Genomic DNA, 25,204 nt, shown 5'->3' with positions numbered 1-25,204 from the left:
GGACGGGGCCGGGTCCGTGGGCCCAGTTTATAACCTGGGCCCACGGACAGGGCCCAGGCCCCGAACACCTGGGGCCGCAGTCCGCGGCGCGGGCTCGGCGGCCATTTAGGACCGGGACCGGTCAGTCGGGGCGGGGGCATCCGTTTTGGTACGGCGGGCTTTCGTGGGCACGCAGCTTTCGATGGCAGACTGAACACTCGACTCGTAACCCGCTGGGAGCCGCTAGTGACGATTGACCCTGTGCTTGACCCGACCGCACGCGCGGACGTCGCCGTGATCGGCGGATCCGGCCTCTACGAACTCGTCGACCCCGCAACCGCGGTCACGCATCGGATTCCGACGCCGTACGGGTCGGCGTCGGTCACGATCGGCCTGCGCGCGGGTCGCCGCGTCGCTTTTCTGCCCCGGCACGGCAGCGGCCACAGCGTCGCGCCGCACCTGATCAATTATCGGGCCAATCTGTGGGCCCTCGCCTCGATCGGCGTGCGGGCGATCATCTCCTCCTCGGCGGTGGGCGGGGTCACGCCGGAATATCCGCCGGGTCTGCTCGTCGTCACCGACCAGTTCATCGACCGCACGTCGGGCCGCCCCGACACGTTTTACGACCGGGAATCGGTGCAGCACCTCTCCGCCGCGGACCCGTTCGACCCTCAGCTGCGCGGGTACGCCCGGCGCGCGCTCGAGGACCTTGGCGAGAACTTCGCTGCCTCCGGCACGGTCGTGGTTATCCAGGGTCCACGGTTTTCCACCCGGGCGGAGTCGGTCTGGTTCCGTTCGATGGGCGCGCACATCGTCAATATGACCGCGTACCCCGAAATCGTGCTGGCCGGTGAGCTCAACATGGGCACGGTCAATCTCTCCTTCGTGACGGATGCCGACGCGGGATTCGCGCCGACGCCTTTTGCCGTTGAGGTTGGTCCCGTGGTCGATGCCTCCGGTTCGGCCGCTCCTGGCTTGCCTGTGCCCGGCGTGGCCGCTTCGGGCTTGGCCGTGTCCGGGTCACCGGCTTCAGCGTTGTCCGCGCCCGGCGCTTCCGGCGGTCCCGTAACGTCTGGCTCCACCGCGACCAGCGAAACGGATGCCGTCACCGCATCGGTCGTGTTCCGTCGCCTCAGAGAGGCCCAGCCGCGCATTCTCGCGGCGATCGACGGGATCTTGCGCGCCTTGCCGACCGACTTCGCCCCGCGCGAGCTCATCGACCCGGCCCAGGTCGACGCCGTTCTGGCGCGGGCAGTGAGTTTGGACCCCGCGCCCGATCCGTCCACGGCCATCCGCTTCGCCCCCGCGCCCGATTCCACGGCCGTCCGTCTTGCCGCCGCGCCCGATGCTCCCCCGCCCGTGCTGTCCGCCCCGGCCGAGGATCTCACGTGACGACCGGCCGGTCCGAGCCTCGTCGCAGACTCCCCGATGCGTCCTGGCCAACCACCGGGCCTGGTGCCGGTGACCGAGGCCTCGCATGAGCGGCGTCCACCTGCTGATCACCGGCGGCGCCGGATTCATCGGTTCCGCGATCGTTGAGGCAGCCCTCGCCCGCGGCTACGAGGTACNCCGCGGCTACGAGGTACGCGTGCTGGACTCACTGCGCGCCGACGTGCACGGCCCTGCGGCAGCGTCCCCAATCGTTCCGGGCCCGGGCCCGGAACGTGGGCCCATGATAGAACATGGGCCCCGTTTCCGGGCCCGGGCCCGGAACCTGAGGCCGGCGGGGCTGGACCCGCGGGTCGAGTTCGTGCACGGGGACGTGACCGATCCCGCTGCCGTCGCCGGAGCCCTCGCCGGCATCGACGTGGTTTGTCACCAGGCGGCCAAGGTCGGCCTCGGTGTGGACTTCGCCGACGCCCCCGACTACGTGCACAGCAACGAGGTCGGGACGGCCGTGCTGCTGGCAGCGATGGCCGCGCGGGGCATCCGTCGCCTGGTGTTGGCGTCATCCATGGTCGTCTACGGCGAGGGCAGCTACCGAGGACCGAACGGCTTCACCCGGCCCGGCCCCCGCTTGGCCAGCGACCTCGATGCCGGACGCTTCGATCCCCGTGACCCGGCCACCGGGGAGCCGCTCGAGCCCGTTCTGGTCAGCGAATCCGATCCGCTCGACCCGCGCAACGTCTACGCGAGCAGCAAACTCGGCCAGGAATATCTTGCGACCGCGTGGGCCCGCTTGACCGGCGGACACGTCGCGGCCCTGCGCTACCACAACGTTTACGGGCCGGGCATGCCGCAGAACACGCCCTATGCCGGAGTCGCCTCACTGTTTCGTTCGGCACTCGAGCGTGGCGAGGCTCCCCGCGTGTACGAAGACGGCCGGCAGCGCCGCGACTTCGTGCACGTACGGGACGTCGCCGCGGCCAACATCGCCGCGCTTGACTTCACCGGGCTCGACTACAGGCCGCAGGCTGCCGGCCTTGGCCGCGCGCCCGCCGACTCTGCAGCTGCTGAAATCGCACCCACCGGCTCAATGAATTCCGATGCCGGAATATTTCGTCCGTTCAACGTCGGCAGCGGAATCGTTCACACCATCGGAGACATGGCGACCGCCCTTGCCGCGGCGGCGGGCGGCCCGGCACCCATCGTGACCGGGCAGTATCGGCTCGGCGACGTGCGGCACATCACGGCGTCCTCGGAGCGTTTGCGACGAGAACTCGGCTGGTCGGCGCAAATCTCCTTCGACGACGGAATGCGCGAGTTTGCGACCGCCCCGCTGCGCGCCGCCGTGCGCCCCTGATTGGTCGTCCCGGCGCATCCGTGAGGTGCCACCTTTCGCCCCTTGAGCAGGCCCCGCGGTGCCACCCCTGAGCGGGTGAATGGTCGCAATCGGCGCCGCATCAACACCGCTCAGCCAAGCGGATGCTGCGGCAGCAGCAAATCAAACCGACACCCATTCTCGACATTGGTCACCGTCACCAACCCGTGATGGGCCTCAGCGATCCCCTGCACAATAGCGAGTCCGAGCCCGGCGCCGCCGCTGCGACCGCCGGTTCCCCAGGCGGACACAGTCCGCGGCTCGCTCGCTCGCCACCCGGCCTCGAACACCCGGCCGAGGTCCTGTTCGGGGATACCGCCCGCCGCATCAACGACCGAGATGATGGCCCGCCCGTCGACGTGCCGGGTTGCAGAGACCACGATCACACTGTCGGCCGGCGAATGTTGGATGGCATTCATCACCAGGTTGCCCACCGCGCGGGCCAGCTCTCGGGCATCCGCTTGCAGCATCAGACCGCGTTCGCCCTCGAAACGCAGGTCGAGCGATTTCGCGAGGGCAACCGGCGCCAGATCGGCCACCGTATCGCTCATCAGGTCATACAGGGAGACCCGTTCGAGCGACAGCTGCAGCGCCCCCGAATGGATTTTGGACAGCTCAAACAGGTCGTCGACCATGCCGCTGAGTCGGTCGACCTGCCCGCGTATCTGCACGTAGTACCGCTCGGGGTCTGGCGCCATGCCGTCTTCCAGCGCCTCGGCCATGGCGCGGATTCCGGCCAGCGGGGTGCGTAAATCGTGCGAGATCCACGCCACGATCTCGCGCCTGGACGTTTCAATGCGCGCCTCCCGTTCGCGCGATTCGTTCAGCCGGTCGGCTGTTGCGGCGAGCTCCCCGGCCAGCGCTACGAACTCCAGACTCGTATTCCGATCCGGGGATAAAACCGATTCGCCCCGACCGATGCTCACCGCGGCGGCCCGAAAATACTTGTTGTCGCGTGCCAGTGAGCGTCCGAGCACCGACGCCATCACAAGCGACACGACACCCGCCACCGCTGCGACCGCGTAGAACACGATCAGATCGTGCGCCGACAGATACATCAGCGAGGCGACCGCAGCCATTCCACTGACCACCGATGCGACGGTGGCGAAGGCGACGACGACGATCTGGGCTACCAAAGACCCGCGAGACAGCAGCCGCAACGCGAGTAACCCGAGCGCGCCCATGACCAGCGCGCAGCCGAGTGCGATGCCGGCGACAGCGGCGAACACCGACGCTGTCATGGTGTGCCGCCGGCGTTCTTCGGGCCATCCGCGCTCTGTGCGCCCCGCGCAATCCCAGCGTTCTCCGCCGACACCGTGCCATCCGCAGCCCCCGCGCCCAGCGGCACAGGGTCGAACCGGTAGCCGACCCCCCAGACCGTGTTCAACACGAGCGGATGCGCCGGGTCGGCTTCGATCTTCTCCCGCAGCCGCCGTACATGCACGGTCACCGTGGACAGATCACCGAATTCCCAGCCCCAGACCGAGCGGAGGAGTTCCTCGCGGGTGAGCACCTTGGAGGGGCGCCAGATCAGGTAGGCGAGCAAATCGAATTCCCGCGCGGTGAGCACGAGGGGGGTCCCGCGCAGGCGAATCTGGTGCGCGGCCAGGTTGAGCGTGAACTCGCCGGCCTCGAGAATCCCCTCCGGAATCGACTCCGACCGGCTGCGCCGCAGCACCGACTGCACCCGCAACACAAGTTCCCGCGGCGAGAACGGTTTCACCAGATAGTCGTCGGCACCGGCCTCGAGTCCGGCGATGCGGTGCTCTTCCTCGCCGAGCGCGGTGAGCATGATCACCGGAAGGGCGCCCCAATTTTGCCGAATGTGCCGACACACTTCGATGCCGTCGAGCAGCGGAAGCATGCGATCGAGCACGACCAGGTCGGGCGGCACAGCTTCGGCTCGGCGCAGTCCGGCGAGCCCGTCGACGGCTTCGTCCACGACGAATCCGGCGGAGCGCAGGTACTGTCCGACCACCTCACACACCATCGGATCGTCCTCGATGACGAGCACGCGGCGCCCGGCCAGGGCATCGGCTTGCGGCGGCGCGAAATATTGGGAGGGGGACACTCCCTCAGACTAGGCGCGCGGCCGCGTCACCGCGTGGTACCGCGCGACCGATCTGTACGCCTGGTCAACGGATGCCCCGCCCCATGCCGCCACTAACCGTTCGGGGCCTGGGCCCGGAACGCGGGCTCAGTCTACAAACTGGGCCCCGGTTCATAGGGTGGGCCCGGTCGACGGCGTGGCTTGCTGTGGAGCTGCTCGGTATCCTTCCCAGGTTCGTAACCACTTTCGCCCCGAACGCTCAGACCCCGTGCGTAGGGTCGAACCATGACGAGTATCCGGGTTGACGTGGTGCTGCCCTGCCTGAACGAGGCACAGGCGCTTCCGTGGATTCTTCAGCGGATGCCCGCCGGCTACCGGGCGATCGTGGTTGACAACGGATCCACGGACGGTTCGGCGGATATTGCCCGTGCCCTCGGCGCCGAGGTCGTGCACGAAACCCGTCGCGGATTCGGCGCGGCAGCCCACGCCGGGCTCCTCGCCGCGACCGCCCCGATCGTTGCGTTCTGCGATGCCGACGCCTCGATGGACCCGCGCGACTTGCCACTCGTGGTCGACCCGGTCGCTCAAGACGACGCCGATCTCGTGCTCGGAAGACGCCGCCCAACCATCCGAAATGCGTGGCCGCCGCATGCCCGGTTAGCAAATACCTATCTTTCCTGGCGACTGCGCCGAATAACAGGTGTGAACATTCATGACCTCGGCCCCATGCGGGCCGCCCGCCGCGACCACCTCCTCACCCTCGATTTGCGCGACCGCCGCAGCGGGTATCCGCTGGAGATGTTTCTCGGCGCCGCCGCGGCCGATTGGCGCATTCGTGAGGTCGACACGGGCTACGCGCCGCGGGTCGGCCGCAGCAAGGTGACCGGAACCGTGCGCGGCACCCTCACCGCCATCCACGACATGTCCGCCCTGCTTCGCGCCAGCAGCGCCGTCCGGAACGCGAGCGACGACAGCCCGCGCCGGAATGACAGCGGAGCCAGTGGCAACGCTGCCCGCGCTAGCAGCATTGGGGACCGCTCATGACCGCCATCGTCGTCATCGCCAAGGAATGCCTGCCCGGCAAGGTGAAGACCCGTTTGCACCCGCCCCTGTCGCTCGAGCAGGCCGCCCTTCTCGCCGCGTCGAGCCTCGCCGACACCCTCGCGGTCGCCGCCCAGCTACCCGCGACGCGCCACATTCTCGCGTTCGATGGTGTCACGCCGCCGCCAGAGGCATCCGGTTGGCAGATTCTGCCGCAGACCAGCGGCGGACTCGACGAACGCCTCGCCGCCATCTTCGACCACCTCGACGGGCCTACGCTGCTGCTCGGAATGGACACCCCGCAGGTCAGCGCCGAGCTGCTCGCACCAGTATTCCAAAACTGGAATGAAACGGATGCATGGTTCGGCCCCGCCAACGACGGCGGGTTCTGGGCGCTCGCGCTGAAAAACCCGAGCGGCGCGCTGCTCCGCGGCATCCCGATGAGCCGATCCGACACCGGCGCACACCAGCTGCAACGTCTCGACCAGGCCGGCCTCACCGTGCGCCTGCTGCCCGCGCTCACCGACATCGACACCATAACGGATGCCCAGACCGTTGCCTCGATCGCCCCCCACACGCGCTTCGCGCGTGCCTTCGCGGGGGTGCGAGCATCCGCTCAACCCGGTGATGCGAACCAGCCCGCGACCGAGCGGCGCTCGACGGATCGGCCCCCCGCGGAGGGGCGAGCTGCCGACGCGGGTGCCGCCGACCTGCACCCGGCAGACCTGCACTCGGCAGACCTGCACTCGGCCGACCTGCACTCGGCCGACCTGCACCCGGCAGACCTGCACCCGGCGGCCACGCGCGCTGCCGCCCTGCTCACGCTGACCGGAACACGCTCGTGAGCCTCGTCTCCCCGCGCCTCTGGGACCAGCCGGCGAAATGGCCGGTCAGCGAGGGTCCGAATGTCGCTGGCCGATTCACTTCCGAGCTCGGCGGGGAACTGGCCGAGCATGGGGCCGCGAACCGTTCGGCTGCCGACCAGACGACGGCCGACCGTTTTCGGCGCCCGACTACCTTCGGTGCCGGCGGATCCGAACCCTACGCCCAGGCACTGCAAAGCGACGACAACGTGCTCTACCTGCACGGCCGCCGCCACGACGCTGATCCGGAAACTGCCGCCCGCGTTTCCACCATGCACGCCGGACGGTGGAGCGCCGGAGCCGATGCGATCGACCGTTCCCTGCTCGCCGGCGTCGCCGGACCGGTGCTCGATATCGGCTGCGGACCGGGCCGAATGATCCGGGCTGCGATGGACGAAGGCCTCGACGCACTCGGCGTCGACGTGTCACCGACCGCCGTGCGGATCGCCCTGGCCGCCGGACTTGCCGTGCTGCACCGCTCCGTCTTCGATCACCTTCCGCTCGAGGGAACCTGGGCAACCCTGCTCCTCGTCGACGGCAATATCGGCATTGGCGGCGACCCCGACGCGCTCCTCGAACGCTGCGCCGCGCTGCTCGCCCCCGACGGCATGCTCGTCGTCGAGGTTCACCGCGACCCCGAACACGACCTCGCCTATGTGGGCACCCTGCACGACGCCGCCGGACACACGAGCGACGCCTTCCCCTGGGCCGAACTCGGAGTCAGCGCCCTGCGCCGCCGGGCCGCACAAGCAGGCCTGACTCCGGTCGCCGTATGGTCCCGCGGCGGCCGCACCTTCGCCCGCCTGGCTCGCGCCTAGTCGTTTATCTTTCCGGGCCCGGGCCCGGGAACCGGGCCCATGCTGGATCATGGGCCCGGTTTCCTAAGGTGGGCCCGGACCAAGGTGCTTAGGAGTCTGACCGTGCACCGACGATCTTCAATGTCTGAGCGAGACGCGGATGACCCGCTGGCGCCGAGGGCAGCCGGTGAAACGGTCACCGCCAGGATCGTCAGCGTCCAGAATCAACGTCGGTCTCCCCAGCATTGCGCCGCTCCCGCAGCAGCGCCCACACCGACAACCCCACCGTCAAAACCGCCAGTACGAGCCAGAAAATCCCGAGGTTGAGACCGTAATCCAGCGGCAGCACGGTCGGATTCGCCGGAGCAAAATTCTTCGCCACCATCGTCGGCACCGCGATCAGCGACACAATTGATCCGACCACAATTGCGCCCTGCACGATCGCAATGACCGTGCCGGTCGTCCGCCGCCCGACTCGGCGCAGCGCAATCCCAAACGCAAACACGATCGGCGCCAAAATCGCATCGTGCAGCACGATCGCCGCCGCAATCCAGAGCGCCACCCCGGGAATCCGGGTCAGCCGCACCGAATCGAACATCACAAACGCGCCCCAGGCCAGCAGCAGCACACCAACACCCACCAGCGCCAAACGGATGCTCCGCATCCGCCGGCTGGTCGACGCCGCGATCCCGGCCGGTGGCGGAAACAGGCCGGTCCCGGCGTTCTCGGTTGACGTGGTCGCCGAACCCATCGGGGCACCCCTGCCGGTCACCCCCATTCCGGTGTCGACACCGACGTCAGCGCCGGCCGCTTCGCCGCGTGATCCGCGCGCATCCGCTCTCATGATTCGATCGCCTCGATTCGGCTCAGCCATTTGGTCTGCAACACCCCGGGCCGCCCTGGCGCGATCATCCGGGCCGGATACCCATGCTCGAGGTCGAGCGTCTCGCCGTTGAGCTCGAGGGCTACGAGCGTGAGCGAGTCGCGCACATATTCCCGGCCCATCTGGGTTTTGCTGAAGCTGCCGCGTTCTTCCAGGCTGATCAGACGAAACGAGGTCTCCGGGTCGGCTTTCATCAGGTCGGCGAGGTCGCGCAGCCGCACACCGCGCCACGTCGCCATCTGACTCCAACCCTCGACGCAGGCGATCGGCAGCCGAACCTCGGTCTGCGGCAGCGCGAGCAGTTCGGCCCGGGTGAAGGAGCGTTCGGTGCCGGCCACCGCGAGGGTAAGAGTCCACGATGAAGCGAGGGCGGCATCCGCCACCTGCGCCTGCTCGCTCGTGCGATTTACCGGGACGCCCTGCTGGCCGACGCCCTTCTTGCGCGGCGCGAACAGGTTGACCGCGTTCAGCGGCGTGAAGGTCTGGCCGGCGGTCAGGGCCACAACGGCCGTCGTGGCGACGCCGACGGTGGTGAGAAATCCGCGCCGGCTGACCCGCGAGGACGGGCGCGGCGTCGCATCGATATAGTCGAGCACCCGCCCGGTGAGGCCCCCCGGCCGAGTCGTGCCCCACAGTCGCACCGCCTCCGCATCGGCCGCCCGGTCGGCCGACACCGCGTCGAACAGATGATCGCCGTCGCCCGAGTCAGAACCCGACGACTTACTCCAATACCGCGTAATCACCGGCAGCTTGACCGCAATGTGAATCACCAACAGCCCGATCAGCACCCAGCCGAGCGCAAAGTGCACCTGCCGAAACGGAAAGGGCCACGGATACCACTGAAAGGTGTTGAGCAGTCCGATCGTGATCTGCACGAGCGAGGCACCCACGAACAGGGCGATCGAGGCCCGCTCGAGAAAATGCACGAAACCGCGCACCGGGGGATAGGCGAACAGGTCGGGAAAAACGATGTACAGCTTGGCGAGCAGCAGCGGAAAACAGACGATGCCGGCGATGATGTGCGTGCCCTGGGTCACCTGATACAGAAATTCCGGCCGGGTCGCGAAGCGCATCCAGTCGAGCGGTTCCTGCAGAAAATGGCTGTACAGGCCGGTGCCGAAGCAGATCAGAAAGGCGGCACCGAGCAGCCGCCCGATCACGGTCGCCATGCGCGGATTGCGCACCGGTGACGCCAGCGCTCGCTGGGCCTCATACATCAATTGCCGCATGCTTCTATTGCATCACCACAGCGCGTTGCAAACCGGAAAAATTCCTTACGATGTGCGGGTGAGTTGGGGAACGATCACGGGCAAACGAACACCGTACGAGAGACTGAACCGTGCGCATAACGATCATCGCGGTCCTGCTGGCGATCAGCGCTGCCCTCACCGCATTCAGCGCGACAACCCTCGACCTGTTCCCGCCCGAGCGCGACGATGTGAAATTGGTGTTGGTCACGGCTGCGCTCTGGTTTGTCTTCGGCCTCGCCTGCTGGCTGCTGCATAAAATCAACGGCAAAGCGGTGGTTGCCCTGATCCTGGCTGGCTCCGCCCTGATCGGCGGCGCGGCCATGGTCGGCCCGCCCAACACGAGTACCGATTCGGCCCGCTACGCCTGGGATGGCATCGTGCAAAACGCAGGAATCAGTCCCTACGCCTTCACCCCAGCGGATGCCCGCCTCGATTCCCTGAGACCAGGCTGGCTGTTCCCGACGCCCCAGAGCGAGGCCGGCGGGGAGGAGAAATGTGTCGGCGAACGCATCGCCACCGCACGCACGACCGACGGCGACCTGCTCTGCTCGTCCCTGAACCGCACGGCCGTACCCACGATCTACCCGCCGGCCAGCGAAATCTTCTTCGCCGGCGTGCGTTTCCTTACCGGACCCGAGCCGGCCTACTGGCCGTTGCAGCTTGCCGGACTGCTACTCAGCCTGGGTACCACGGTCATGCTGCTGGTCGGCACGCGCCGCCGCGGCCTCGACCAACGCAACGTCGCCCTCTGGGCCTGGTGTCCACTCGTGGCGACCGAGGCGATCACCAACTCCCACGTGGATATGCTCGGCGTCATCTTCGTCGTCGCGGCCGTATTTCTCGTATCCACGAAGAAGGTCTGGCGTGGCGGCATCGCCCTCGGGATCGCGATCGGCACCAAGCTCATCCCGGTGCTCGCCGCGCCAGCGCTGCTCCGGCGCGGTGGCTGGCGAATGGTGACGGCATCCGTTCTGAGTTTTGCCCTGCTCTACGTTCCCTATGTGATCGCGACCGGCATCGGGGTTCTCGGCTACCTGCCCGGCTACCTGAGTGAAGAGGGGTATCAGGACGGGTCGCGGTTCGCGCTGGTGTCCCTGGTGGCGCCGGGGGCATCCGCTGTGATCGTCGCCGGCCTGATTCTGGCCATCGTCGCCGTGCTGGTGATTCTCAAGACCGACCAGAACCAGCCGTGGGTCGGCCAGCTCGTCATGATCGGCGCGACCCTGCTCGTACTCAGCCCTCGATACCCCTGGTATGCGCTGCTGCTGCTGCCGTTCGTGGCGCTTAGCGGCCGCTGGGAGTGGCTGCTCGTGCCGATGGCGCTCACGCTGCGGCTGCTGGTGCCGAGCGTTCCGCTCACCCGAGCGTCGATCGCGATCGCGATCATCGTGATCGTGGCGGTTTCCCTGCATCGTGCTGGCCCAGGCTCAGTCAAGCGGATGCTGCACCCCCTGCGGCGACTGGCCTGACCGCCGGTCGCGGCACTCGGTAGGAATGCGGTCACTCGCAGGAAGGAGTGCCCGCATCCGTAACACGTGCCGCGGGGAGTGTATTAACACAAAGTTCATCTGCCTGACAGTTGCACAGCGGATGCCGGTCACCTCTGCTCCCTAACGTGGGCAGAAGCGCGCGTCTTTCGGCGTGCAGTGAACGACGGAGAGTGCCGCATGCGCAAGATTTTGATCCTCGCGGCGGCCGCCGCCCTCAGCACGGTGCTCGTCGGCGGCGCGGTGGTGGTCATCCGGGGGGAGTCGGCGCTCGCCGAACCGGCGCAGGCTGCTGCGCCACTCGATGCGACCGCCGCGTTCGACCTGCAATCCCACCGAGGCGGGCGCGGCGAACACACCGAGGAGTCCCTCGCCGCCTTCGCCGCCTCGCTCGAACTCGGCGTCAGCACCCTCGAACTCGACACCCACCTCACCCGCGACGACGCCGTCGTGGTCTGGCACGACGATGTGCTCTCCGAGAGTAAATGCCGCGACACGGATGCCGCTTTCCGCGGCGACCCAGATTTTCCGTACGCCGGCAGCCGCGTGCGTGAACTGACCCTCGCCCAGATCCAGACTCTCGACTGCGGTTACCAGCAGTTGTCCGGCTATCCCGAGCAGCAGAATGTGCCGGGAACCACCATCGCCGAACTCGTCGACGTGTTCGCGCTGGTCGAAACACACCACGCCGACACCGTTCAGCTCAATATTGAGACCAAGATCGAGACCCCCGGCGCGGCCGGCGAAAACGAAATGGCCGCGCTCACCCGCGCTGTCGTCGCCGAGATTGCGGCATCGGGCCGCGGCGACCGGGTCACCGTGCAGAGTTTTGACTGGGCCTCGCTCAACCTCGTGCGGCAGATTGCGCCGGAGCTGCGGCTGGTCGCCCTCGCCCAGGGCGACGACTGGCTCGAAGTGGGCCAGCCCGGCGCAAGCGTGCACCTCGGTGGCGTCGACATCGACGACTACGACGGATCCGTAGCCCGCGCCGCCGCCGGAGCCGGCTACGATGCCCTGTCGCCGACCTTCAAGACGGTCACCCCCGAGCTCGTCGCCGACGCCCACGCGGCTGGGCTGCCGGTCATTCCCTGGACGGTCAGCGAGACCGCGCTCATGCACAACCTGATGGATCTGGGTGTCGACGGCATCATCACCGACTATCCGACCCGGCTGCGCGCCGTGCTCGCCGAGCGCGGCCTGAGCTTGCCGACCGCCTACCCGGCGCTGTGACCGTGCTGGTGCACCTCCTCGCCGTCGTATCAGGCTGGAGCCTGCGCCAGCGCCGCCGCCTGGCGAAGCTGGCCGGCCGCATCCGTCGTGCTGCCCGCTACGAAGCCCACGCCTATTGGCGCACCCGCCCGATCAACCCGCACGCCGTGCTGTACGAGGCGTTCAATGGATCCGGATTGCTCTGCAATCCAGAAGCCCTGTTCCGAGAGCTGCGTAACACCCCAGACCAGGCGCATTTACGGCACATCTGGGCGCTCAAGAATCCGCGCGCGGCCCGCCGAGAGTTTCGCCGCGATCGCCGGGTGCGGATTGTGAAAACCGGGTCACCCGCCTACTATCGCGCGCTCGCCACGAGTGGCTACCTGATCAGCAACGCGACCTTCCCCCCGCAGTTCTCCAAGCGAGTCGGCCAGATCTACCTCAACACCTGGCACGGCACCCCGCTCAAACACATGGGTTACGACATGGTCGACGGCGCGTTCGGCACTGCCAATATCGTGCGCAACTTCGTCAGCGCCGACTACCTGCTCGCCGCCAACCCGTTCATGGCCCGCCAAATGTATGAGCGCGCCTACAAACTCGATGGCATTTTTCAGGGACGGATGCTGCTGGCCGGCTACCCCCGAGTCGACCGGCAGACGCTCTCCTCGGCGGAAACGCACCAGGCTCGGGCGCGGCTCGCGCAGCTGAATCTCGACGGCCGGCAGATCGTGCTGTATGCCCCGACCTGGAAGGGCGCCTCCTTCGCGCACCCCGACGATGACCTCGACGCCCTGCTGGAGCGGGTGCGGCAGATCGAAGCCGGCATCGACAGCAGTCGTTACGTCGTGCTGCTGAAAACCCACCAGGCGGTGCACGCGCTCGCCGCCGGCCGCCCCGACCTGGTCAGGGTGCTGGTGCCGAACGACTTGCCGACCAACGTTGTGCTCGGCTTGGCCGGCATTCTGGTCACCGACTACTCGAGCATCTTCTTCGATTTTCTCGCTACCGGTCGTCCGGTCGTGTTCTTCACCCCGGATCTCGCCGACTTCGAGCAGACCCGCGGGCTCTACCTCGCTCCGAGCGAACTTCCCGGACCGGTCTGCCGTACCGGCGCGGAGGTGGCCGAGGTCATCCGCCGGATCGCCGACCACGGTCGGCTGCCTGAGTTCACCGAGCGCTATCGGGTGGCCCAACACGACTATGTCGGCCAGGATGACGGCGCTTCGAGTGCCCGTGTGATCGACATCGTCTTCCGCGGGGCCGACCCGAAGCGGTTCACGCACCCGTCGCCGGCGTCGGCTCGCACCTCCCTGCTGATCTACCTCGGGGGGATGAAGCCCAACGGCATTACCTCCGCCGCGCTCAATCTGCTGGGTGCCATCGACCATGATCGTTTTGATGTCTCGGTCGCCTTCGCCCGGAGCGCAGCCCCGGCCCGCCGGGCCAACCAGCGCCTGATCGACCCGAGGGTGAGACAGTTCGCCCGCGTCGGCGGTATGAACGGCGGATTCCGGCAACGCGTCGCCCGTCGTCGCCGCGGTGCCGGGACCGCCGAGTACACCGCCGAATACACCGCCGAATTCACCCGGTGCTTCGGTGACAGCCGCTTCGATCACGTCGTCGATTTCAGCGGCTACGGCCCGTTCTGGGCCGAACTGCTGCTGCACTCACCAAACGCCGTGCGTTCGATCTGGCTGCACAACGACCTCGCCGCCGATGCCCATCGCACCGTCGGGGGAGCGAAACGGATGCTGCGCGGCCTCACCGAAACCTTTGCCCGGTATGACCGCTACGACAGCCTGGTCTCGGTGTCCCCGGCCCTCGCCGAGATCAACGCCGAGGCCCTCGCCGCCTACGCGCCGCGCTCCAAATTCACGATCGCGCACAACACCGTCGATGTGGAGCGGATTCTGCGTGGCGCGGCAGCGGTCGCGCAGCCCGCCGCCGATCGCGAGTCTGCCGACCTGCGCGCTGCACATCCCCGGGTCATCGATCTGGCCGTAGCTGACCCGCGCGTCGCCGACCCCGAGTCCACCGTGACCGGCCTCGCCGACCCCGGCCTCGCCGACCCCGGCCTCGCCGACCCCGGCCTCGCCGACCCCGGCCTCGCCGACCCCGAAATCGGCGCCGTGACAACCACCTTCGTTACCATCGGGCGCCTCTCCCCGGAGAAGAACCAGGCCCGCCTCATTCGCGCGTTTGCTATCGTGCAGGCCAAGCATCCGCTCACCCGACTGGTGATCGTCGGCGCTGGCCCGCTGAAGGCTGAGCTCGGCTCCCTGATCCGCGACCTGAATCTCAGCGAGGCGATCACCCTCACCGGAGCTCTCACCAACCCGTATCCCGTGCTCGCGACGGCCGACTGCTTCGTATTGTCGAGTGACTATGAGGGTGCGCCGATGGTCATTCTGGAGGCGCTGGTTCTGGGGCGTCCGGTCGTGACGGTGGCTTTCGCATCCGTTCACGATGCGCTGCCAGATGCTGCCGGCCTTGTCGTTCCGCAAACCGACGTCGCACTCGCGGCCGGTCTCACCGCCTTCCTGCGCGGTGAGGTGGTGGCCAGCCCGTTCGACCACGCGGGCTACGGACACCGGGCGGTCACGGAGTTCTACCGGGCGATCGGTGTGCCCGACCAGGTTAACGATCTCGATGCCGAGTTCGCCGAGCTCGCTGAGCTGCAGACCGCCGAGCGCGCCCGGCGACGCTGAGAACCCTCAGTTCTGCGCCGGGCGCGCGGGCTAGCCGTCGACCCGTGAGTTTCATCCGCCGAGCCGTGAGTTTCACCCTGAAATCGGGGGCAAAGTCATATGGTCGTAGCAACGCTCTAGTGATTGGAGCGTTTTATGGTCAAGTTGTTTCCGCCGAATAGTCGCACTGAGTTCATTGATCTCGTGTGTGCGGGGATGTCGATCGATCGTGCTGCCCGGCGTGTCGGAGCGGCAGGTGCGACTGGGACGGCGTGGTGGTCGCAGTCTGGGCAGATGAGCATCAATATGGGCATGCACGGTGGCCTCGTGGATCCGGCGCCGGACGTGGATATTGCCGGCGACTGGACGTTGACCGCGTTTGATCGAGGCATGATTCAGATGGGCCGGCGCAGCGGGCTCAGCTATGCCGCGATCGGGAAATCGATCGGTCGAAACAAGTCCGTGGTCTGGCGGGAGGTGAACCGGAATATGGGTGCGGACGGGGTGTATTACGCGTCGGCGGCGCATACCAAAGCGCATCAGGCGCGGCATCGGCCCAAGCCGTTGAAGCTGGCCCTGAACGAGCCGCTGTGCAGCCTGATCGCGGTGTGGATGTACGACGGTTGGAGTCCGAAACTGATCTCCAGCATGTTGGCGTTCTACTGTCCCGAGGATGAGACTATGCAGGTGAGCCACGAGACGATCTATCAGGCGTTGTATGTGCAAACCCGCGGAAGTCTGCGGGCAGACCTGGCTGAGAAGCTCAGTTTGAAGCGGAAGAAGCGGGTGTCGCACAGCGCTGACCGGCACAAAAACAGCCCTTACAAAGAAGCACTCAAGATCAGTGACCGGCCGCCCGAAATAGCCGATCGAGCCATCCCCGGCCATTGGGAAGGGGACCTCATCATCGGTTGTGACGGGACCGCGATTGGCACCCTTGTGGAGCGCTCGACCCGGTTCGTGATCTTGCTCCACCTGCCCGGCGATCACAGCGCTGACACGGTCGCCGCGGCGATGATCCGCGAGATGGGTAAGCTTCCCGAGCACCTGCGTCGCTCCGTTACGTGGGACCGCGGAACGGAGCTGGCCGAGTACGCCCAGATCCAGACCGCCCTCGATCTGACGCTCTACTTTTGCGACCCGCACTCGCCCTGGCAGCGCGGCAGCAACGAGAACACCAACCGTCTACTGCGGTTCTGGTTCGAGAAGGGCTCCGACCTCTCGACCCACACCCCCGACGACCTCCAGCGCGTCGCGGCGAAGCTGAACCGCCGCCCACGCCCCACCCTCAACCTCGAAACCCCCGCCTACCGCCTCAACCAGCTACTTCTCGAAGCAAAAACCCCCGCGTTGCCCTGACCACTTGACTTTGCCGGGCGAAAATGCATCGAAACTCACGGTTCGGTGAGTGCGCCAACCCCAAAGCGGATGTGCCGACCTGCAGACCCGCACGCGAACAGTCAAAAGCGGGCCCGCCACCATGGCGGACCCGCTTCTCAAACCCGTGAACCTACAGGTACGGGCTCACGTTCTCTTGGAACGACGTCGCGATCGCCGTGCTCGCAACGGCGAAGGCCTCGGCCGGATCGGTCTGCTGCAGCATGATCTTCTCGAGCGCGGTGGTGAGCTCGCGGTCGCCGTTCGGCACGAAGACGCGGCCCCAGTCCTGCGAGCGCGTGGTCTCAAGCTGGTCTACGGCGGTGCGAAACTGCGGGAACTCGGTGTATACCTTGCTCATCGTCTCTCCGTCGCGGGCCGAGGTGCGCACTGGCATGTAGCCGGTGTTCGAGGAGAAGTACGCGGTGTTTTCGGAGTTGGTGAGAAACTTCAAGAATATACCGGCAGCGAGTTGCTGCTCCGGGGTACGGTCTGCGGCGATGGCAACGCCGGTTCCGCCGGTCGGGCAGGCCTGGCCTTCCGGCCCCTCCGGTAGAAAACCGGTGCCGACCTCGAACGTCGCGGCCTTGAGAATGCCGGTAAGCGACCCGGTCGAACCGATGATGCAGCCGGTCAGGCCAGCGCCGAAGTCGGCGACCTGGTCAACGGCGGCGACGGCGGCAACCTTGCGGTCATAGATCAATGACTGCAGGTAGTCCGCCGCGGCGATCGCTTCGGGGGTGTCGAGCGTCATCGTCCACTCGTCGGAGTACGCGCCGCCCTGGCCCCACAGCATGTTGCAGAACCACCAGGCGCCCCACGAGGCACCCTTACCCAGACCGAGCGGCATGACGCCACCGTCGGCGAGGATCTTCGGCGCCCACTCATCGAATTCCGCCCAGGATTTGGGCGCGCGGTCCGGCAGTCCGGCCTTGGCCCAGACCGCTTTGTTGTAGTAAAACAGCGGGGTGGAACGGGCGTAGGGGATGGCCCAGTGATTGCCGGTGAAGGTGTAGTCGTCGTACAGGGTCTTGTTGAAGTCGTCGGTGTCGAACTCGAGGTGCTTGGCGAGGTCGTCGATCGGCAGAATTTGGCCGTTGATCATGTAGCGGAACCACCACACGTCGCTCGCCATGACGAGGTCCGGCACGCTGTTGGTGCCCGAGGCGGCTTGGAACTTCTGCGCGATCTCGTCGTAGTTGGCGCCGGCCGTGACCAGGGTCACCGTGATTTCGGGGTTTTCGGCCTGGAAACGCTTGATGATCTCTTCTTCGATGAGCTTCGAGGTGCCTGGGTGGTTACTCCACCAGGTGATCTCCTTGGCCGGCGTGATGCCGGCCCAGTCGGTCGCGCCGGCCTCGACGGCGCCGGCGCCAGCACCGAGCGACGGTCCGCTGCAGGCGGCCAGGGTGGCGGTCGCACCGAACACCGCGGCGAGCTTGAGTATCTGCCGGCGGTTGATGGTGAACGTAGGTGTCGCGGTCATAGAACTCTCCTTGAATGGGTGCACACGGAAAAAATGGGGTGGGCATCCGCTTGAAAACGGATGCCGCAGCGTCAGCCGGTCACGCCGCCGGCGGTCAGCCCGGCGATGATCTTTTTCTGCAGCGCAAAGAACGCGATAAGCACGGGCACGGTGACCAGCACGGTGCCGGCCATGAGCACGCCCCAATTGGTGACGCCATCATTGTTCTGCAGCAGGGTGAGCCCTACCGGCAGCGTCATCATGTCGGAACGGTCCACGACGAGCAGCGGCCAGAGGTATTCGTTCCACTCGGAGACGATTGAGACGAGGGCGACGGCGGCGATTGTCGGCGCGGAGATCGGAACGATGAAGCGCCAGAGGCGGGTCCAATGGCTGGCCCCGTCGAGTGCGGCGGCTTCGAGAATGGAGATCGGCAGAGTGAGAAAGTGCTGGCGAAACAAAAATGTTCCGAATGCGCTGGCAAGACCCGGAACGATGATGCCCTGATAGGTGTTGATCCAGCCGAGCGAGGCCACGAGGGTGAAGTTGGGGATCATCACGATTTGCTGCGGAACCAGCAGGGCGAAGATCACCAGGCCGAAGACGAATTTCTTGAACGGAAATTCCAGAAAGACGACCGCATAAGCGGTCGTGAGGCCGAGCAACATTTTGAGGCCGGCGCCGATCACCGTGGTGATGGTGCTGTTGAGAAAGAAATTACCAAACGGCACCGCGGCCAGCGCGGCAGCGTAGTTCGAGAGGTCGTAGGCGCCCGGCAGCCATTGGATCGGCACGGTGTAGATCTCGTCGCGTTCCTTGAATCCGGCCAGGAACATCCAGACCAGCGGCAGAATCATGATCGCGATGGCGACGACCAGTCCGAGGTAGCCGCCGAGCTGCAGCGGCTTGCGGCGCCGCTTGACGGCCGTGGGGGTGGAAAGGCTCTGCGTGGCCATTAGTAGTGCACTCGTTTCTCGACGTACTTCATTTGAATCAGCGTGACTACGAGCAGCACGGCGAACAGGATCGTTGCCACAGCGGAGGAATACCCAGCCCGACCGGACTGGAAGCCCTCCTGGTAGATCTGGTACATCATCGTGGTGGTGCCCTCGAGCGGTCCGCCGTGGGTCATCGCCTGAATGATGTCGAAGGACTGCAACGAGCTGAGCAGGGTCGTGATCGACAGAAAGAAGGTCGTCGGGCCGAGCAACGGCAACACGATGTTGCGAAACGCTCGTACCGGAGAGGCCCCGTCGAGGCTGGCTGCCTCGAGCAGGTCGCGCGGCACCGACTGCAACGCCGCCAGGTAGATCAGGGCGACATAGCCCACGTTTTTCCACAGGTAGACGATGATGACCATGACAAGGGCCCAGTGCGGATCGTTGTACCAGGGCGGAGAGGCCACGCCTATGGCGTCGAGCAGCGCGGCGGTGATGCCGAAGTTGGGGTCGAACACGAACAGCCAGAGCAGCCCGACGGCCACCCCCGAGAGCACGTAGGGGGCGACGACGATGGTGCGGGCGGCGCCGCGGCCGTGCAGCTTGCGGTTGAGCAGCACGGCAAACAGCAGACCGATGACCATGCCGCCGCCGACAGTCGCGACGGTGAAGATCAGGGTGACCGTGACGACGCGAATGGTGCCCGGGTCATTGAACCAGGCCACGTAGTTGCCGAGGCCGACCGGAATCGCCGATGCGGAGCCGAGGTTCCACTGCAGGGTGGAGTAGTACAGCGACTGCAGCAGCGGCTTGTAGGTGAAGACGATCAGCAGCGCGACGTTCGGTCCGGCGAACAGCAGAAACAGCAGCCACGACTTCCATGGCTTCTTCTTTTTGCGCGGCGTAAACGGGCGGCGGGGCACGGAGATCGACCGTGCGCTGGCAGCGCTGTTCGGGGCTGCGACCGCCACCGCTGAATCGGTATCGCGGTGCAGCTCCTCGATGGTGGGCATACGCTGAAATCTCCCTGAAAGTGCCGTCGGCCAAGCAGCAGACTCTGTCAGATTAGGCAGCGCCTATGGCGCTGATCGGCCAATTACCGCGTTTGTGACCAGTTTTCGCGAGGCGTTCGCTTGTGCACCGTCGAAACTTCAGACGGTGTTCACCTGGTTCGGTCGGGGACGTCATTTGGTGCAGCTACGGTGTGCAAATGCCCCCACTCCTGATCGGTCACCGCGGAGCCAGTGGCTATCGTCCCGAACACACCGCGTCCGCCTACGAGCTTGCTTTCAAGCTCGGTGCCGATGCCGTCGAGCCCGACATTGTCGCCACCAGAGACGGAGTGTTGGTGCTGCGCCACGAGAATGACATATCCGCCACAACGGATGTCGCCTCCCGAACCGAGTTCGCCAGCCGTCGCACCACCAAGGAGTTTCTCGGCCACACTCTCACCGGCTGGTTCACTGAGGACTTCACCTGGCCTGAGCTGGCCACCCTCCGTGCTCGGGAGCGCCTCGCCCACCTGCGCCCGAAGAGTGCCCTGCACAACGACCGACACCCGATTCTGCGCCTTCGCGACCTGTTCGAGCTCGTAGACGAGGCCGGGGCCGCTGCGCGCCGCCCGCTCGGCATCGTCGCCGAGATCAAGAACGCCGCGTACTTCTCCTCGATCGGGCTTCCGCTCGATGAGCTGTTCGATGCGGAGGTGCGCGATGCCGGCTGGAACGCCGACGATGGCCGCCTGATCATCGAAAGCTTCGAGCCGACGGTGCTCGAGCAGATTGGCGCCCGCGGAATAAGTGGGCGCCGCGTGTTCCTGATCGCCCCGACCGGCCAACCGCTCGACAAGATGGTCGCGCTCGGAGCTACAGCGCCGTATTACGCCGACTATCTGACCGAAAGCGGCCTTGACGCCCTGGCCAGCGACAGCGCCGAGGGCGTCGACGGTATCAGCGTCGACAAATCCATGATTATTCAAGCGGATGCCGCCGGCGAGCTGGTCACCTCCGCTCTCGTCGCCGAAGCCCACACGGCCGGACTGCAAGTCTTCTGCTGGACTCTCCGTCCCGAGAACGCCTTCCTGACGGCGCCGTGTCGCCGGGGGGAGGGGGCGGCCAATTTTGGGAACTGGTACGACGAATTCGCCGCCGTCATGGACACTGGCATCGACGGGGTCTTCGTCGACCATCCCGACCTCGCTGTGACCGTGCGCGACGACTTGCGCAGCCGGGTGACAGCATCCGTTTGATGCCCACTCTCGTTCGCGGCACTCGTTAAGGAAGCGGGCACCCGTACGAACGAGTGCCCGCTTCCCGAACACGTGCCCCGACACTGCCCGGACACGCAACAATCGGGACCCGCCGTGTGGCGAGCCCCGATTTGTGCTGTGCAGTCTAAAGCTGTGAAGAAGAACTACTTCGTCGCGGCGGTGATGGTTGCGATGCCAACGAGCATCTGGTCGGCGACTGCGTCGGTGCTGAACGTGGAGTTCAGCAGGCCGGCGGCGACGGAGGAGATGTGAACCGTGGTTCCGGTGAGGATGGCGTTGTCGCCGTCCATCTTGAGCGGCTCAAGGGTTCCACCGTAGAGGTCGAACAGCAGGGCCTGGGTGGCAGCGGACTCGCCGTTGACCGAGACGTCACCGAAGAGCTCCGAGGTGCCCGGGTCGATGGTGAAGTTGGTCAGCTCGACGACGATGTCGCCGGCGGTCAGCGAGAAGCCGGATCCCTCGTGCTCAATGGAACCCTGAACGAAGGGGCGGTAGCTTTCGGCCGGGTCGTAGTAGTCCACGTTTCCGCCGGTGATCGGGAAGTGCAGGCTGCCCTCTTCCAAGGTGGCCGTTCCCACGGTTCCGGCGGTCAGGCCGAGGCTCGTCAGAGCGGCGCCGAAGTCGGCGTCGAGCAGCACGGCGGTGTCCACACCGGACAGGCTGGGGATCGAGGCGAGCGGCGTCGGCGTCGCGTCGGAGGAGCTCGACGAGCTCGCGGCGGGCGCCGGGGAGGAGGTGGTGGCTCCTGTCGAGCAGCCAGCGAGACCGGCGATGAGAATTCCGGCGGAGGCGAAACCAATGGTGGCCTTGGTGAATGTGCGCATGGGATGAATCCTTTTCTGTCAATCGAGCAGGTGGTGTTGGGGTCTGCATGGTGTTCGGTTCCACCCCCGAAATGGTTTGGAATTGCCCCAATCCGTTACCGTTCTGTTACTCAATTCAGCAAACGTTCAGACAATGCTGGCGCGCCAAACACCCCTCAATCCCGGTCCTGAACAGGGATCGACGCTGATCAGCCGAGCGGATGCCCACCTCCCGCTCGCGGTCCGCGTTCTGACCACGTGCCTCAACCACGTGCCGCGCCGACCGGCGCAGCGGTTTGGCATCAGCGGATGCCCGACCCGGGCGCAGCACGGCTCCCGCAGCCCAAGCGGTGACAGCCGAGAAGTGGCGGCGGCCTAGAAGTGGCGGAAGCGATCCGGTGCGAGATCCCACGGGTCTTTGCCGAGCAGCTCGGCGACTCCGCGAAAGACGCAGGTCTCGATCATCATGCGCTGGTGCATCTCATCGTTTTCGTGCAGACGGGACAGGCGCTGAATTGGCAGCCGGTAGAACACCACCCGATTCGTCGCCGGCGTGACCATCCAGCGTTCAACGCCGACGCCCGGCATCACCGAGCGCGGGCCGGAGGCCACCTCGAACACGGCGTGGCCGAGTTCTTCCGGCCAGACGCCGCGCAGGTATTCGATCGTGGAGGCGACCGTCATGTCGAACAGGTCGATCCGGGTGCGGAGCGGCGGCAGAAACGGACCGGTCGCCGAGCTGCGAATTCCGCGGCCGTGCCGGTCCCGCCCGCGGCCGCGTACGGTCGGTTCGGGCGCTGCAGAACGTCGAGATCGGGCCATGCTGCCATCCTAGGCGGGTCAGCGGGTACCCTGAGAGGCAATGACATTCCGTCCGTGCTCCCGCGTTGCCTGCCTCGAACCCTCGGTGGCCACGCTCACCTTTGACTATCGAGACTCGCTGGCCGTACTCGGCCCACTTGCCGGCCGCAAAGAACCGCACACCTTCGACCTCTGCGCACGGCACGCGGAGCGAACGACCGCTCCGCAGGGGTGGCAGCTGATGCGGCACAGCCTCGTCGCCGACGAGTCCGACCCCGTCGAGTAGCCAGCTCCGACTTGCCCCGGCCGCCTCGTCCCGCGGTCGAACCCCTGACCCGGCCCGCTGCCCTGCTCGTCTATTGGCCGTTTCGGCCTCTTGGAATTACTTCGTTGACACAACCTGGCCATCTCGTCCCGCAGGCCGTCTGCCCAAGGAAGTGGGCAGCATCCGTTCTGCCGCTGCTTAGGATTGTCAGCGTGCGGTCGAACCGATTTTTGTCGGGGGCGTTCAGGCGGAACTGGCAAGATAACACCATGACTGTCGCTTCGGCCACCGCGCCCCCCACGTTCACCTATAAGATCGCCGATTTGTCACTCGCCGAGGCTGGACGCCACCAGTTGCGTCTGGCCGAGAACGAGATGCCCGGGCTCATGGCCCTCCGCACCGAATTCGGCGAATCGAAGCCGCTCGCCGGAGCCCGCATCGCCGGATCCCTGCACATGACCGTGCAGACCGCCGTGCTGATCGAGACCCTCGTCGCGCTCGGCGCCCAGGTGCGCTGGGCCAGCTGCAACATTTTCTCGACGCAGGACGACGCCGCCGCCGCAATCGCGGTCGGCCCCACCGGCACAGTGGATGCCCCGGCCGGCGTTCCCGTGTTCGCCTGGAAGGGCGAAACCCTCGAGGACTACTGGTGGTGCACCGCGCAGATCTTCGACTGGAGTGCCGAGGCGGCCGCGGCCGGAGCGAGCTGGACCGGCCCGAACATGATCCTCGACGACGGCGGTGACGCCACCATGCTCGTGCACAAGGGTCGCGAGTTCGAATTGGCTGGCGCCGTACCAGCGGATGCTGCCGGTGACAGCCACGAATATGGCGTCATTCTCGCCGCCCTCCGTCGCTCCCTGGCCGAGTCAACCGACCGCTGGACCCTGGTCGCGGCCGACCTCATGGGCGTCACCGAAGAGACCACCACCGGTGTGCACCGCCTCTACGAGCTCGCGGCGAGCAAGGAATTGCTCTTTCCGGCCATCAATGTGAACGACTCCGTCACTAAGAGCAAGTTCGACAACAAGTACGGCATTCGCCACTCGCTGCCCGACGGCCTCAACCGTGCCACGGATGTGCTGATCGGCGGCAAGGTCGTCTTCGTCGCCGGTTATGGTGACGTCGGCAAGGGCGCCGCCGAAGCGCTGCGTGGCCAGGGTGCCCGCGTCATCGTGAGCGAAATCGACCCGATTAACGCCCTGCAGGCGGCGATGGATGGATTCCAGGTCGCCCGCCTCGATTCTGTCGTCGAACAGGTCGACATCTTCGTCAGCGGCACCGGAAACTTCAACGTCATCGGTGTCGACCACATGCTGCGCATGAAGCACCTCGCCATCGTCGCGAACGTCGGTCACTTTGACAACGAGATCGACATGGCCTCGCTCGAGTCGCTGCCGGGCGCCGTCAAGGTTCAGATCAAGCCGCAGGTCGACGAATGGCGTCTGCCGAGCGGGCGCAGTGTGCTCGTCCTGTCCGAGGGACGCCTGATGAACCTTGGCAATGCCACCGGACACCCCTCGTTCGTGATGAGCAACTCGTTCACCAACCAGGTGCTCGCGCAAATCGAGCTGTATGTCTCACCGGAGAAGTACCCGGTAGGCGTGTATGTGCTGCCGAAGCTGCTCGACGAGAAGGTAGCGCGCCTGCACCTCGACGCCCTCGGCGTGGAGCTGACCGTTCTGACCCCCGAGCAGTCCGCCTACATCGGCGTTCCCGCCGAGGGCCCCTACAAAGTAGCCCACTACCGCTACTAGCCCTCGTCTGGACGGGGCCCGGGCCCGGTAACCGGGCCCATGATCTATCGTGGGCCCGGTTCCGCAAGGTGGGCCCGGTTCCGTAAGGTGGGCCCGGTCGTTCGAGTCGGGGAGCGGATGCCCGCCCGCCCTGTGCACGGGGCCCGGGTCCCGTCCCTCGGCCCAGTTTCTAAACTGGGTCTGTGTTCGCAAGGTGGGCCCGGTCGTTTGAGTCGGGGAGCGGATGCCCGCCTTCTCGCTTCTTTCCGGGCCCGGGACCGGAAAGCGGGCCCATGTTCTATCGTGGGCCCGGTTCCATAAGGTGGGCCCGGTCGTCGAGTTGATGGTGGGGGAGCGGGTTCGTGGTTCTCGCTGGTCGAGGAGTGGGCCCGTTTTGGCCCGCGTCTCGGCACCAAGCCGGGCGACACGCCCGGGTGGGGGGCGTTTTGACGGGTGGGTGGTCTGGCCGTAATGTATCTATACGTACCCCAAAGGTGCGGAAAGCCGCAGTGCTTTCCGGCCTCATGTGGGACCATCTTC

The 25,204-nt window shown here is 66.3% G+C and carries 21 protein-coding genes; 12 read left to right on the top strand and 9 right to left on the bottom strand.

Going from position 1 to position 25,204, the window contains the following annotated elements; all coding sequences use genetic code 11:
- Window positions 1–225: 225 nt before the first annotated feature.
- Together E3T31_RS18430 and E3T31_RS15165 are read left to right on the top strand one after the other, a co-directional pair.
- Window positions 226–1,371 carry an MTAP family purine nucleoside phosphorylase gene (locus E3T31_RS18430; protein WP_241978035.1) on the top strand — a complete coding sequence of 382 codons (1,146 nt, stop codon included), beginning with the start codon at window positions 226–228 and terminating at the stop codon, window positions 1,369–1,371.
- An 85-nt stretch (window positions 1,372–1,456) separates the two neighbouring features.
- Window positions 1,457–2,722 carry an NAD(P)-dependent oxidoreductase gene (locus E3T31_RS15165; protein ID WP_134469918.1) on the top strand — a complete coding sequence of 422 codons (1,266 nt, stop codon included), beginning with the start codon at window positions 1,457–1,459 and terminating at the stop codon, window positions 2,720–2,722.
- 110 nt (window positions 2,723–2,832) lie between these two features.
- Here E3T31_RS15165 and E3T31_RS15160 read toward each other — a convergent pair whose 3' ends face one another.
- Both E3T31_RS15160 and E3T31_RS15155 read right to left on the bottom strand, forming a co-directional pair.
- Window positions 2,833–3,981 carry a sensor histidine kinase KdpD gene (locus tag E3T31_RS15160; protein WP_134469916.1) on the bottom strand — a complete coding sequence of 383 codons (1,149 nt, stop codon included), beginning with the start codon at window positions 3,979–3,981 and terminating at the stop codon, window positions 2,833–2,835.
- Window positions 3,978–4,811, bottom strand: a complete 834-nt coding sequence (locus E3T31_RS15155; RefSeq protein ID WP_198417041.1) for a response regulator transcription factor — start codon at window positions 4,809–4,811, stop codon at window positions 3,978–3,980. Before E3T31_RS15155 ends, E3T31_RS15160 begins: the two co-directional genes overlap by 4 nt.
- Window positions 4,812–5,075: 264 nt before the next feature.
- Between E3T31_RS15155 and E3T31_RS15150 the strand changes: the two genes are divergently transcribed.
- Genes E3T31_RS15150 through E3T31_RS15140 form a run of 3 tightly spaced genes read left to right on the top strand, consistent with a single transcriptional unit; the run spans window position 5,076 to window position 7,512 of the window.
- Complete coding sequence (locus E3T31_RS15150; protein WP_134469914.1) at window positions 5,076–5,834, top strand: glycosyltransferase family 2 protein; 759 nt, start codon at window positions 5,076–5,078, stop codon at window positions 5,832–5,834.
- Window positions 5,831–6,676: a DUF2064 domain-containing protein gene (locus E3T31_RS15145; protein ID WP_198417040.1), complete on the top strand. Its 846-nt coding sequence runs from the start codon at window positions 5,831–5,833 to the stop codon at window positions 6,674–6,676. Before E3T31_RS15150 ends, E3T31_RS15145 begins: the two co-directional genes overlap by 4 nt.
- On the top strand, window positions 6,673–7,512 hold the full coding sequence (locus E3T31_RS15140) for a bifunctional 2-polyprenyl-6-hydroxyphenol methylase/3-demethylubiquinol 3-O-methyltransferase UbiG (protein WP_241978034.1): 840 nt from the start codon (window positions 6,673–6,675) through the stop codon (window positions 7,510–7,512). The genes E3T31_RS15145 and E3T31_RS15140 overlap by 4 nt, the downstream gene beginning before the upstream one ends.
- 190 nt (window positions 7,513–7,702) lie before the next feature.
- Here the strand turns inward: E3T31_RS15140 and E3T31_RS15135 are convergent, their stop codons facing one another.
- Together E3T31_RS15135 and E3T31_RS15130 are read right to left on the bottom strand one after the other, a co-directional pair.
- The gene (locus E3T31_RS15135; RefSeq protein ID WP_134469912.1) at window positions 7,703–8,335 is read right to left on the bottom strand and encodes a hypothetical protein; all 633 of its coding nucleotides are present in this window, start codon (window positions 8,333–8,335) and stop codon (window positions 7,703–7,705) included.
- Window positions 8,332–9,603 (bottom strand): molybdopterin-dependent oxidoreductase, encoded by a 1,272-nt coding sequence (locus tag E3T31_RS15130; protein ID WP_134469910.1) that lies wholly within the window; start codon window positions 9,601–9,603, stop codon window positions 8,332–8,334. The genes E3T31_RS15135 and E3T31_RS15130 overlap by 4 nt, the downstream gene beginning before the upstream one ends.
- A gap of 110 nt (window positions 9,604–9,713) precedes the next feature.
- On the opposite strand from E3T31_RS15130, the gene E3T31_RS15125 reads away from it, so the two are divergent.
- The 4 genes from E3T31_RS15125 (at window position 9,714) to E3T31_RS15110 (ending at window position 16,369) form a co-directional block, all read left to right on the top strand.
- A complete protein-coding gene (locus E3T31_RS15125; protein ID WP_134469908.1) occupies window positions 9,714–11,093 on the top strand; it encodes a glycosyltransferase family 87 protein in 1,380 nt (459 codons plus the stop codon).
- A gap of 198 nt (window positions 11,094–11,291) precedes the next feature.
- Window positions 11,292–12,341, top strand: coding sequence for a glycerophosphodiester phosphodiesterase family protein (locus E3T31_RS15120; protein WP_134469906.1), 1,050 nt, complete (start codon window positions 11,292–11,294; stop codon window positions 12,339–12,341).
- Window positions 12,342–12,343: 2 nt separating this feature from the next.
- Window positions 12,344–15,031 (top strand): glycosyltransferase, encoded by a 2,688-nt coding sequence (locus E3T31_RS15115; RefSeq protein ID WP_241978033.1) that lies wholly within the window; start codon window positions 12,344–12,346, stop codon window positions 15,029–15,031.
- A gap of 135 nt (window positions 15,032–15,166) precedes the next feature.
- Window positions 15,167–16,369 carry an IS30 family transposase gene (locus E3T31_RS15110; RefSeq protein WP_134469904.1) on the top strand — a complete coding sequence of 401 codons (1,203 nt, stop codon included), beginning with the start codon at window positions 15,167–15,169 and terminating at the stop codon, window positions 16,367–16,369.
- A gap of 151 nt (window positions 16,370–16,520) precedes the next feature.
- Here the strand turns inward: E3T31_RS15110 and E3T31_RS15105 are convergent, their stop codons facing one another.
- The 3 genes from E3T31_RS15105 to E3T31_RS15095 all read right to left on the bottom strand — a co-directional run bounded on the left by E3T31_RS15105 (window position 16,521) and on the right by E3T31_RS15095 (window position 19,803).
- Complete coding sequence (locus E3T31_RS15105; RefSeq protein ID WP_134469902.1) at window positions 16,521–17,873, bottom strand: ABC transporter substrate-binding protein; 1,353 nt, start codon at window positions 17,871–17,873, stop codon at window positions 16,521–16,523.
- Window positions 17,874–17,944: 71 nt separating this feature from the next.
- Window positions 17,945–18,808 (bottom strand): carbohydrate ABC transporter permease, encoded by an 864-nt coding sequence (locus E3T31_RS15100; protein WP_134469900.1) that lies wholly within the window; start codon window positions 18,806–18,808, stop codon window positions 17,945–17,947.
- Window positions 18,808–19,803, bottom strand: a complete 996-nt coding sequence (locus E3T31_RS15095; RefSeq protein ID WP_134469899.1) for a carbohydrate ABC transporter permease — start codon at window positions 19,801–19,803, stop codon at window positions 18,808–18,810. Before E3T31_RS15095 ends, E3T31_RS15100 begins: the two co-directional genes overlap by 1 nt.
- A gap of 197 nt (window positions 19,804–20,000) precedes the next feature.
- Here E3T31_RS15095 and E3T31_RS15090 point away from each other — a divergent pair, with 197 nt between their 5' ends.
- Window positions 20,001–21,038, top strand: coding sequence for a glycerophosphodiester phosphodiesterase family protein (locus tag E3T31_RS15090; protein ID WP_134469897.1), 1,038 nt, complete (start codon window positions 20,001–20,003; stop codon window positions 21,036–21,038).
- A 164-nt stretch (window positions 21,039–21,202) separates the two neighbouring features.
- Here E3T31_RS15090 and E3T31_RS15085 read toward each other — a convergent pair whose 3' ends face one another.
- Together E3T31_RS15085 and E3T31_RS15080 are read right to left on the bottom strand one after the other, a co-directional pair.
- The gene (locus E3T31_RS15085; protein WP_134469895.1) at window positions 21,203–21,883 is read right to left on the bottom strand and encodes a hypothetical protein; all 681 of its coding nucleotides are present in this window, start codon (window positions 21,881–21,883) and stop codon (window positions 21,203–21,205) included.
- A gap of 354 nt (window positions 21,884–22,237) precedes the next feature.
- Window positions 22,238–22,684 (bottom strand): metallopeptidase family protein, encoded by a 447-nt coding sequence (locus E3T31_RS15080; RefSeq protein ID WP_134469893.1) that lies wholly within the window; start codon window positions 22,682–22,684, stop codon window positions 22,238–22,240.
- Between the two features lie 40 nt (window positions 22,685–22,724).
- Here E3T31_RS15080 and E3T31_RS15075 point away from each other — a divergent pair, with 40 nt between their 5' ends.
- Window positions 22,725–22,949, top strand: a complete 225-nt coding sequence (locus tag E3T31_RS15075) for a DUF3499 family protein (RefSeq protein WP_134469891.1) — start codon at window positions 22,725–22,727, stop codon at window positions 22,947–22,949.
- A gap of 248 nt (window positions 22,950–23,197) precedes the next feature.
- Window positions 23,198–24,685: an adenosylhomocysteinase gene (ahcY, locus tag E3T31_RS15070; protein ID WP_134469889.1), complete on the top strand. Its 1,488-nt coding sequence runs from the start codon at window positions 23,198–23,200 to the stop codon at window positions 24,683–24,685.
- Window positions 24,686–25,204 lie beyond the last annotated feature (519 nt).

Origin of the sequence: Cryobacterium sp. TMS1-13-1 (assembly GCF_004403125.1) — a bacterium.
Classification (GTDB): domain Bacteria; phylum Actinomycetota; class Actinomycetes; order Actinomycetales; family Microbacteriaceae; genus Cryobacterium; species Cryobacterium levicorallinum.
The sequence above is the reverse complement of the archived record's forward strand: the minus strand, read 5'-3'. Positions and strand labels throughout refer to the sequence as shown.

What these genes read in the sequence shown, in the direction of transcription:
- E3T31_RS15160 (WP_134469916.1), bottom strand. Translation starts at nt 3,981, where the DNA reads ATGACAGCGTCGGTGTTCGCCGCTGTCGCCGGCATCGCACTCGGCTGC.
- E3T31_RS15135 (WP_134469912.1), bottom strand. Translation starts at nt 8,335, where the DNA reads ATGAGAGCGGATGCGCGCGGATCACGCGGCGAAGCGGCCGGCGCTGAC.
- E3T31_RS15130 (WP_134469910.1), bottom strand. Translation starts at nt 9,603, where the DNA reads ATGCGGCAATTGATGTATGAGGCCCAGCGAGCGCTGGCGTCACCGGTG.
- E3T31_RS15085 (WP_134469895.1), bottom strand. Translation starts at nt 21,883, where the DNA reads ATGCGCACATTCACCAAGGCCACCATTGGTTTCGCCTCCGCCGGAATT.
- E3T31_RS15105 (WP_134469902.1), bottom strand. Translation starts at nt 17,873, where the DNA reads ATGACCGCGACACCTACGTTCACCATCAACCGCCGGCAGATACTCAAG.
- E3T31_RS15075 (WP_134469891.1), top strand. Translation starts at nt 22,725, where the DNA reads ATGACATTCCGTCCGTGCTCCCGCGTTGCCTGCCTCGAACCCTCGGTG.
- E3T31_RS15095 (WP_134469899.1), bottom strand. Translation starts at nt 19,803, where the DNA reads ATGCCCACCATCGAGGAGCTGCACCGCGATACCGATTCAGCGGTGGCG.
- E3T31_RS15110 (WP_134469904.1), top strand. Translation starts at nt 15,167, where the DNA reads ATGGTCAAGTTGTTTCCGCCGAATAGTCGCACTGAGTTCATTGATCTC.
- E3T31_RS15120 (WP_134469906.1), top strand. Translation starts at nt 11,292, where the DNA reads ATGCGCAAGATTTTGATCCTCGCGGCGGCCGCCGCCCTCAGCACGGTG.
- E3T31_RS15090 (WP_134469897.1), top strand. Translation starts at nt 20,001, where the DNA reads ATGCCCCCACTCCTGATCGGTCACCGCGGAGCCAGTGGCTATCGTCCC.
- E3T31_RS15080 (WP_134469893.1), bottom strand. Translation starts at nt 22,684, where the DNA reads ATGGCCCGATCTCGACGTTCTGCAGCGCCCGAACCGACCGTACGCGGC.
- E3T31_RS15150 (WP_134469914.1), top strand. Translation starts at nt 5,076, where the DNA reads ATGACGAGTATCCGGGTTGACGTGGTGCTGCCCTGCCTGAACGAGGCA.
- E3T31_RS15100 (WP_134469900.1), bottom strand. Translation starts at nt 18,808, where the DNA reads ATGGCCACGCAGAGCCTTTCCACCCCCACGGCCGTCAAGCGGCGCCGC.
- E3T31_RS15145 (WP_198417040.1), top strand. Translation starts at nt 5,831, where the DNA reads ATGACCGCCATCGTCGTCATCGCCAAGGAATGCCTGCCCGGCAAGGTG.
- ahcY (WP_134469889.1), top strand. Translation starts at nt 23,198, where the DNA reads ATGACTGTCGCTTCGGCCACCGCGCCCCCCACGTTCACCTATAAGATC.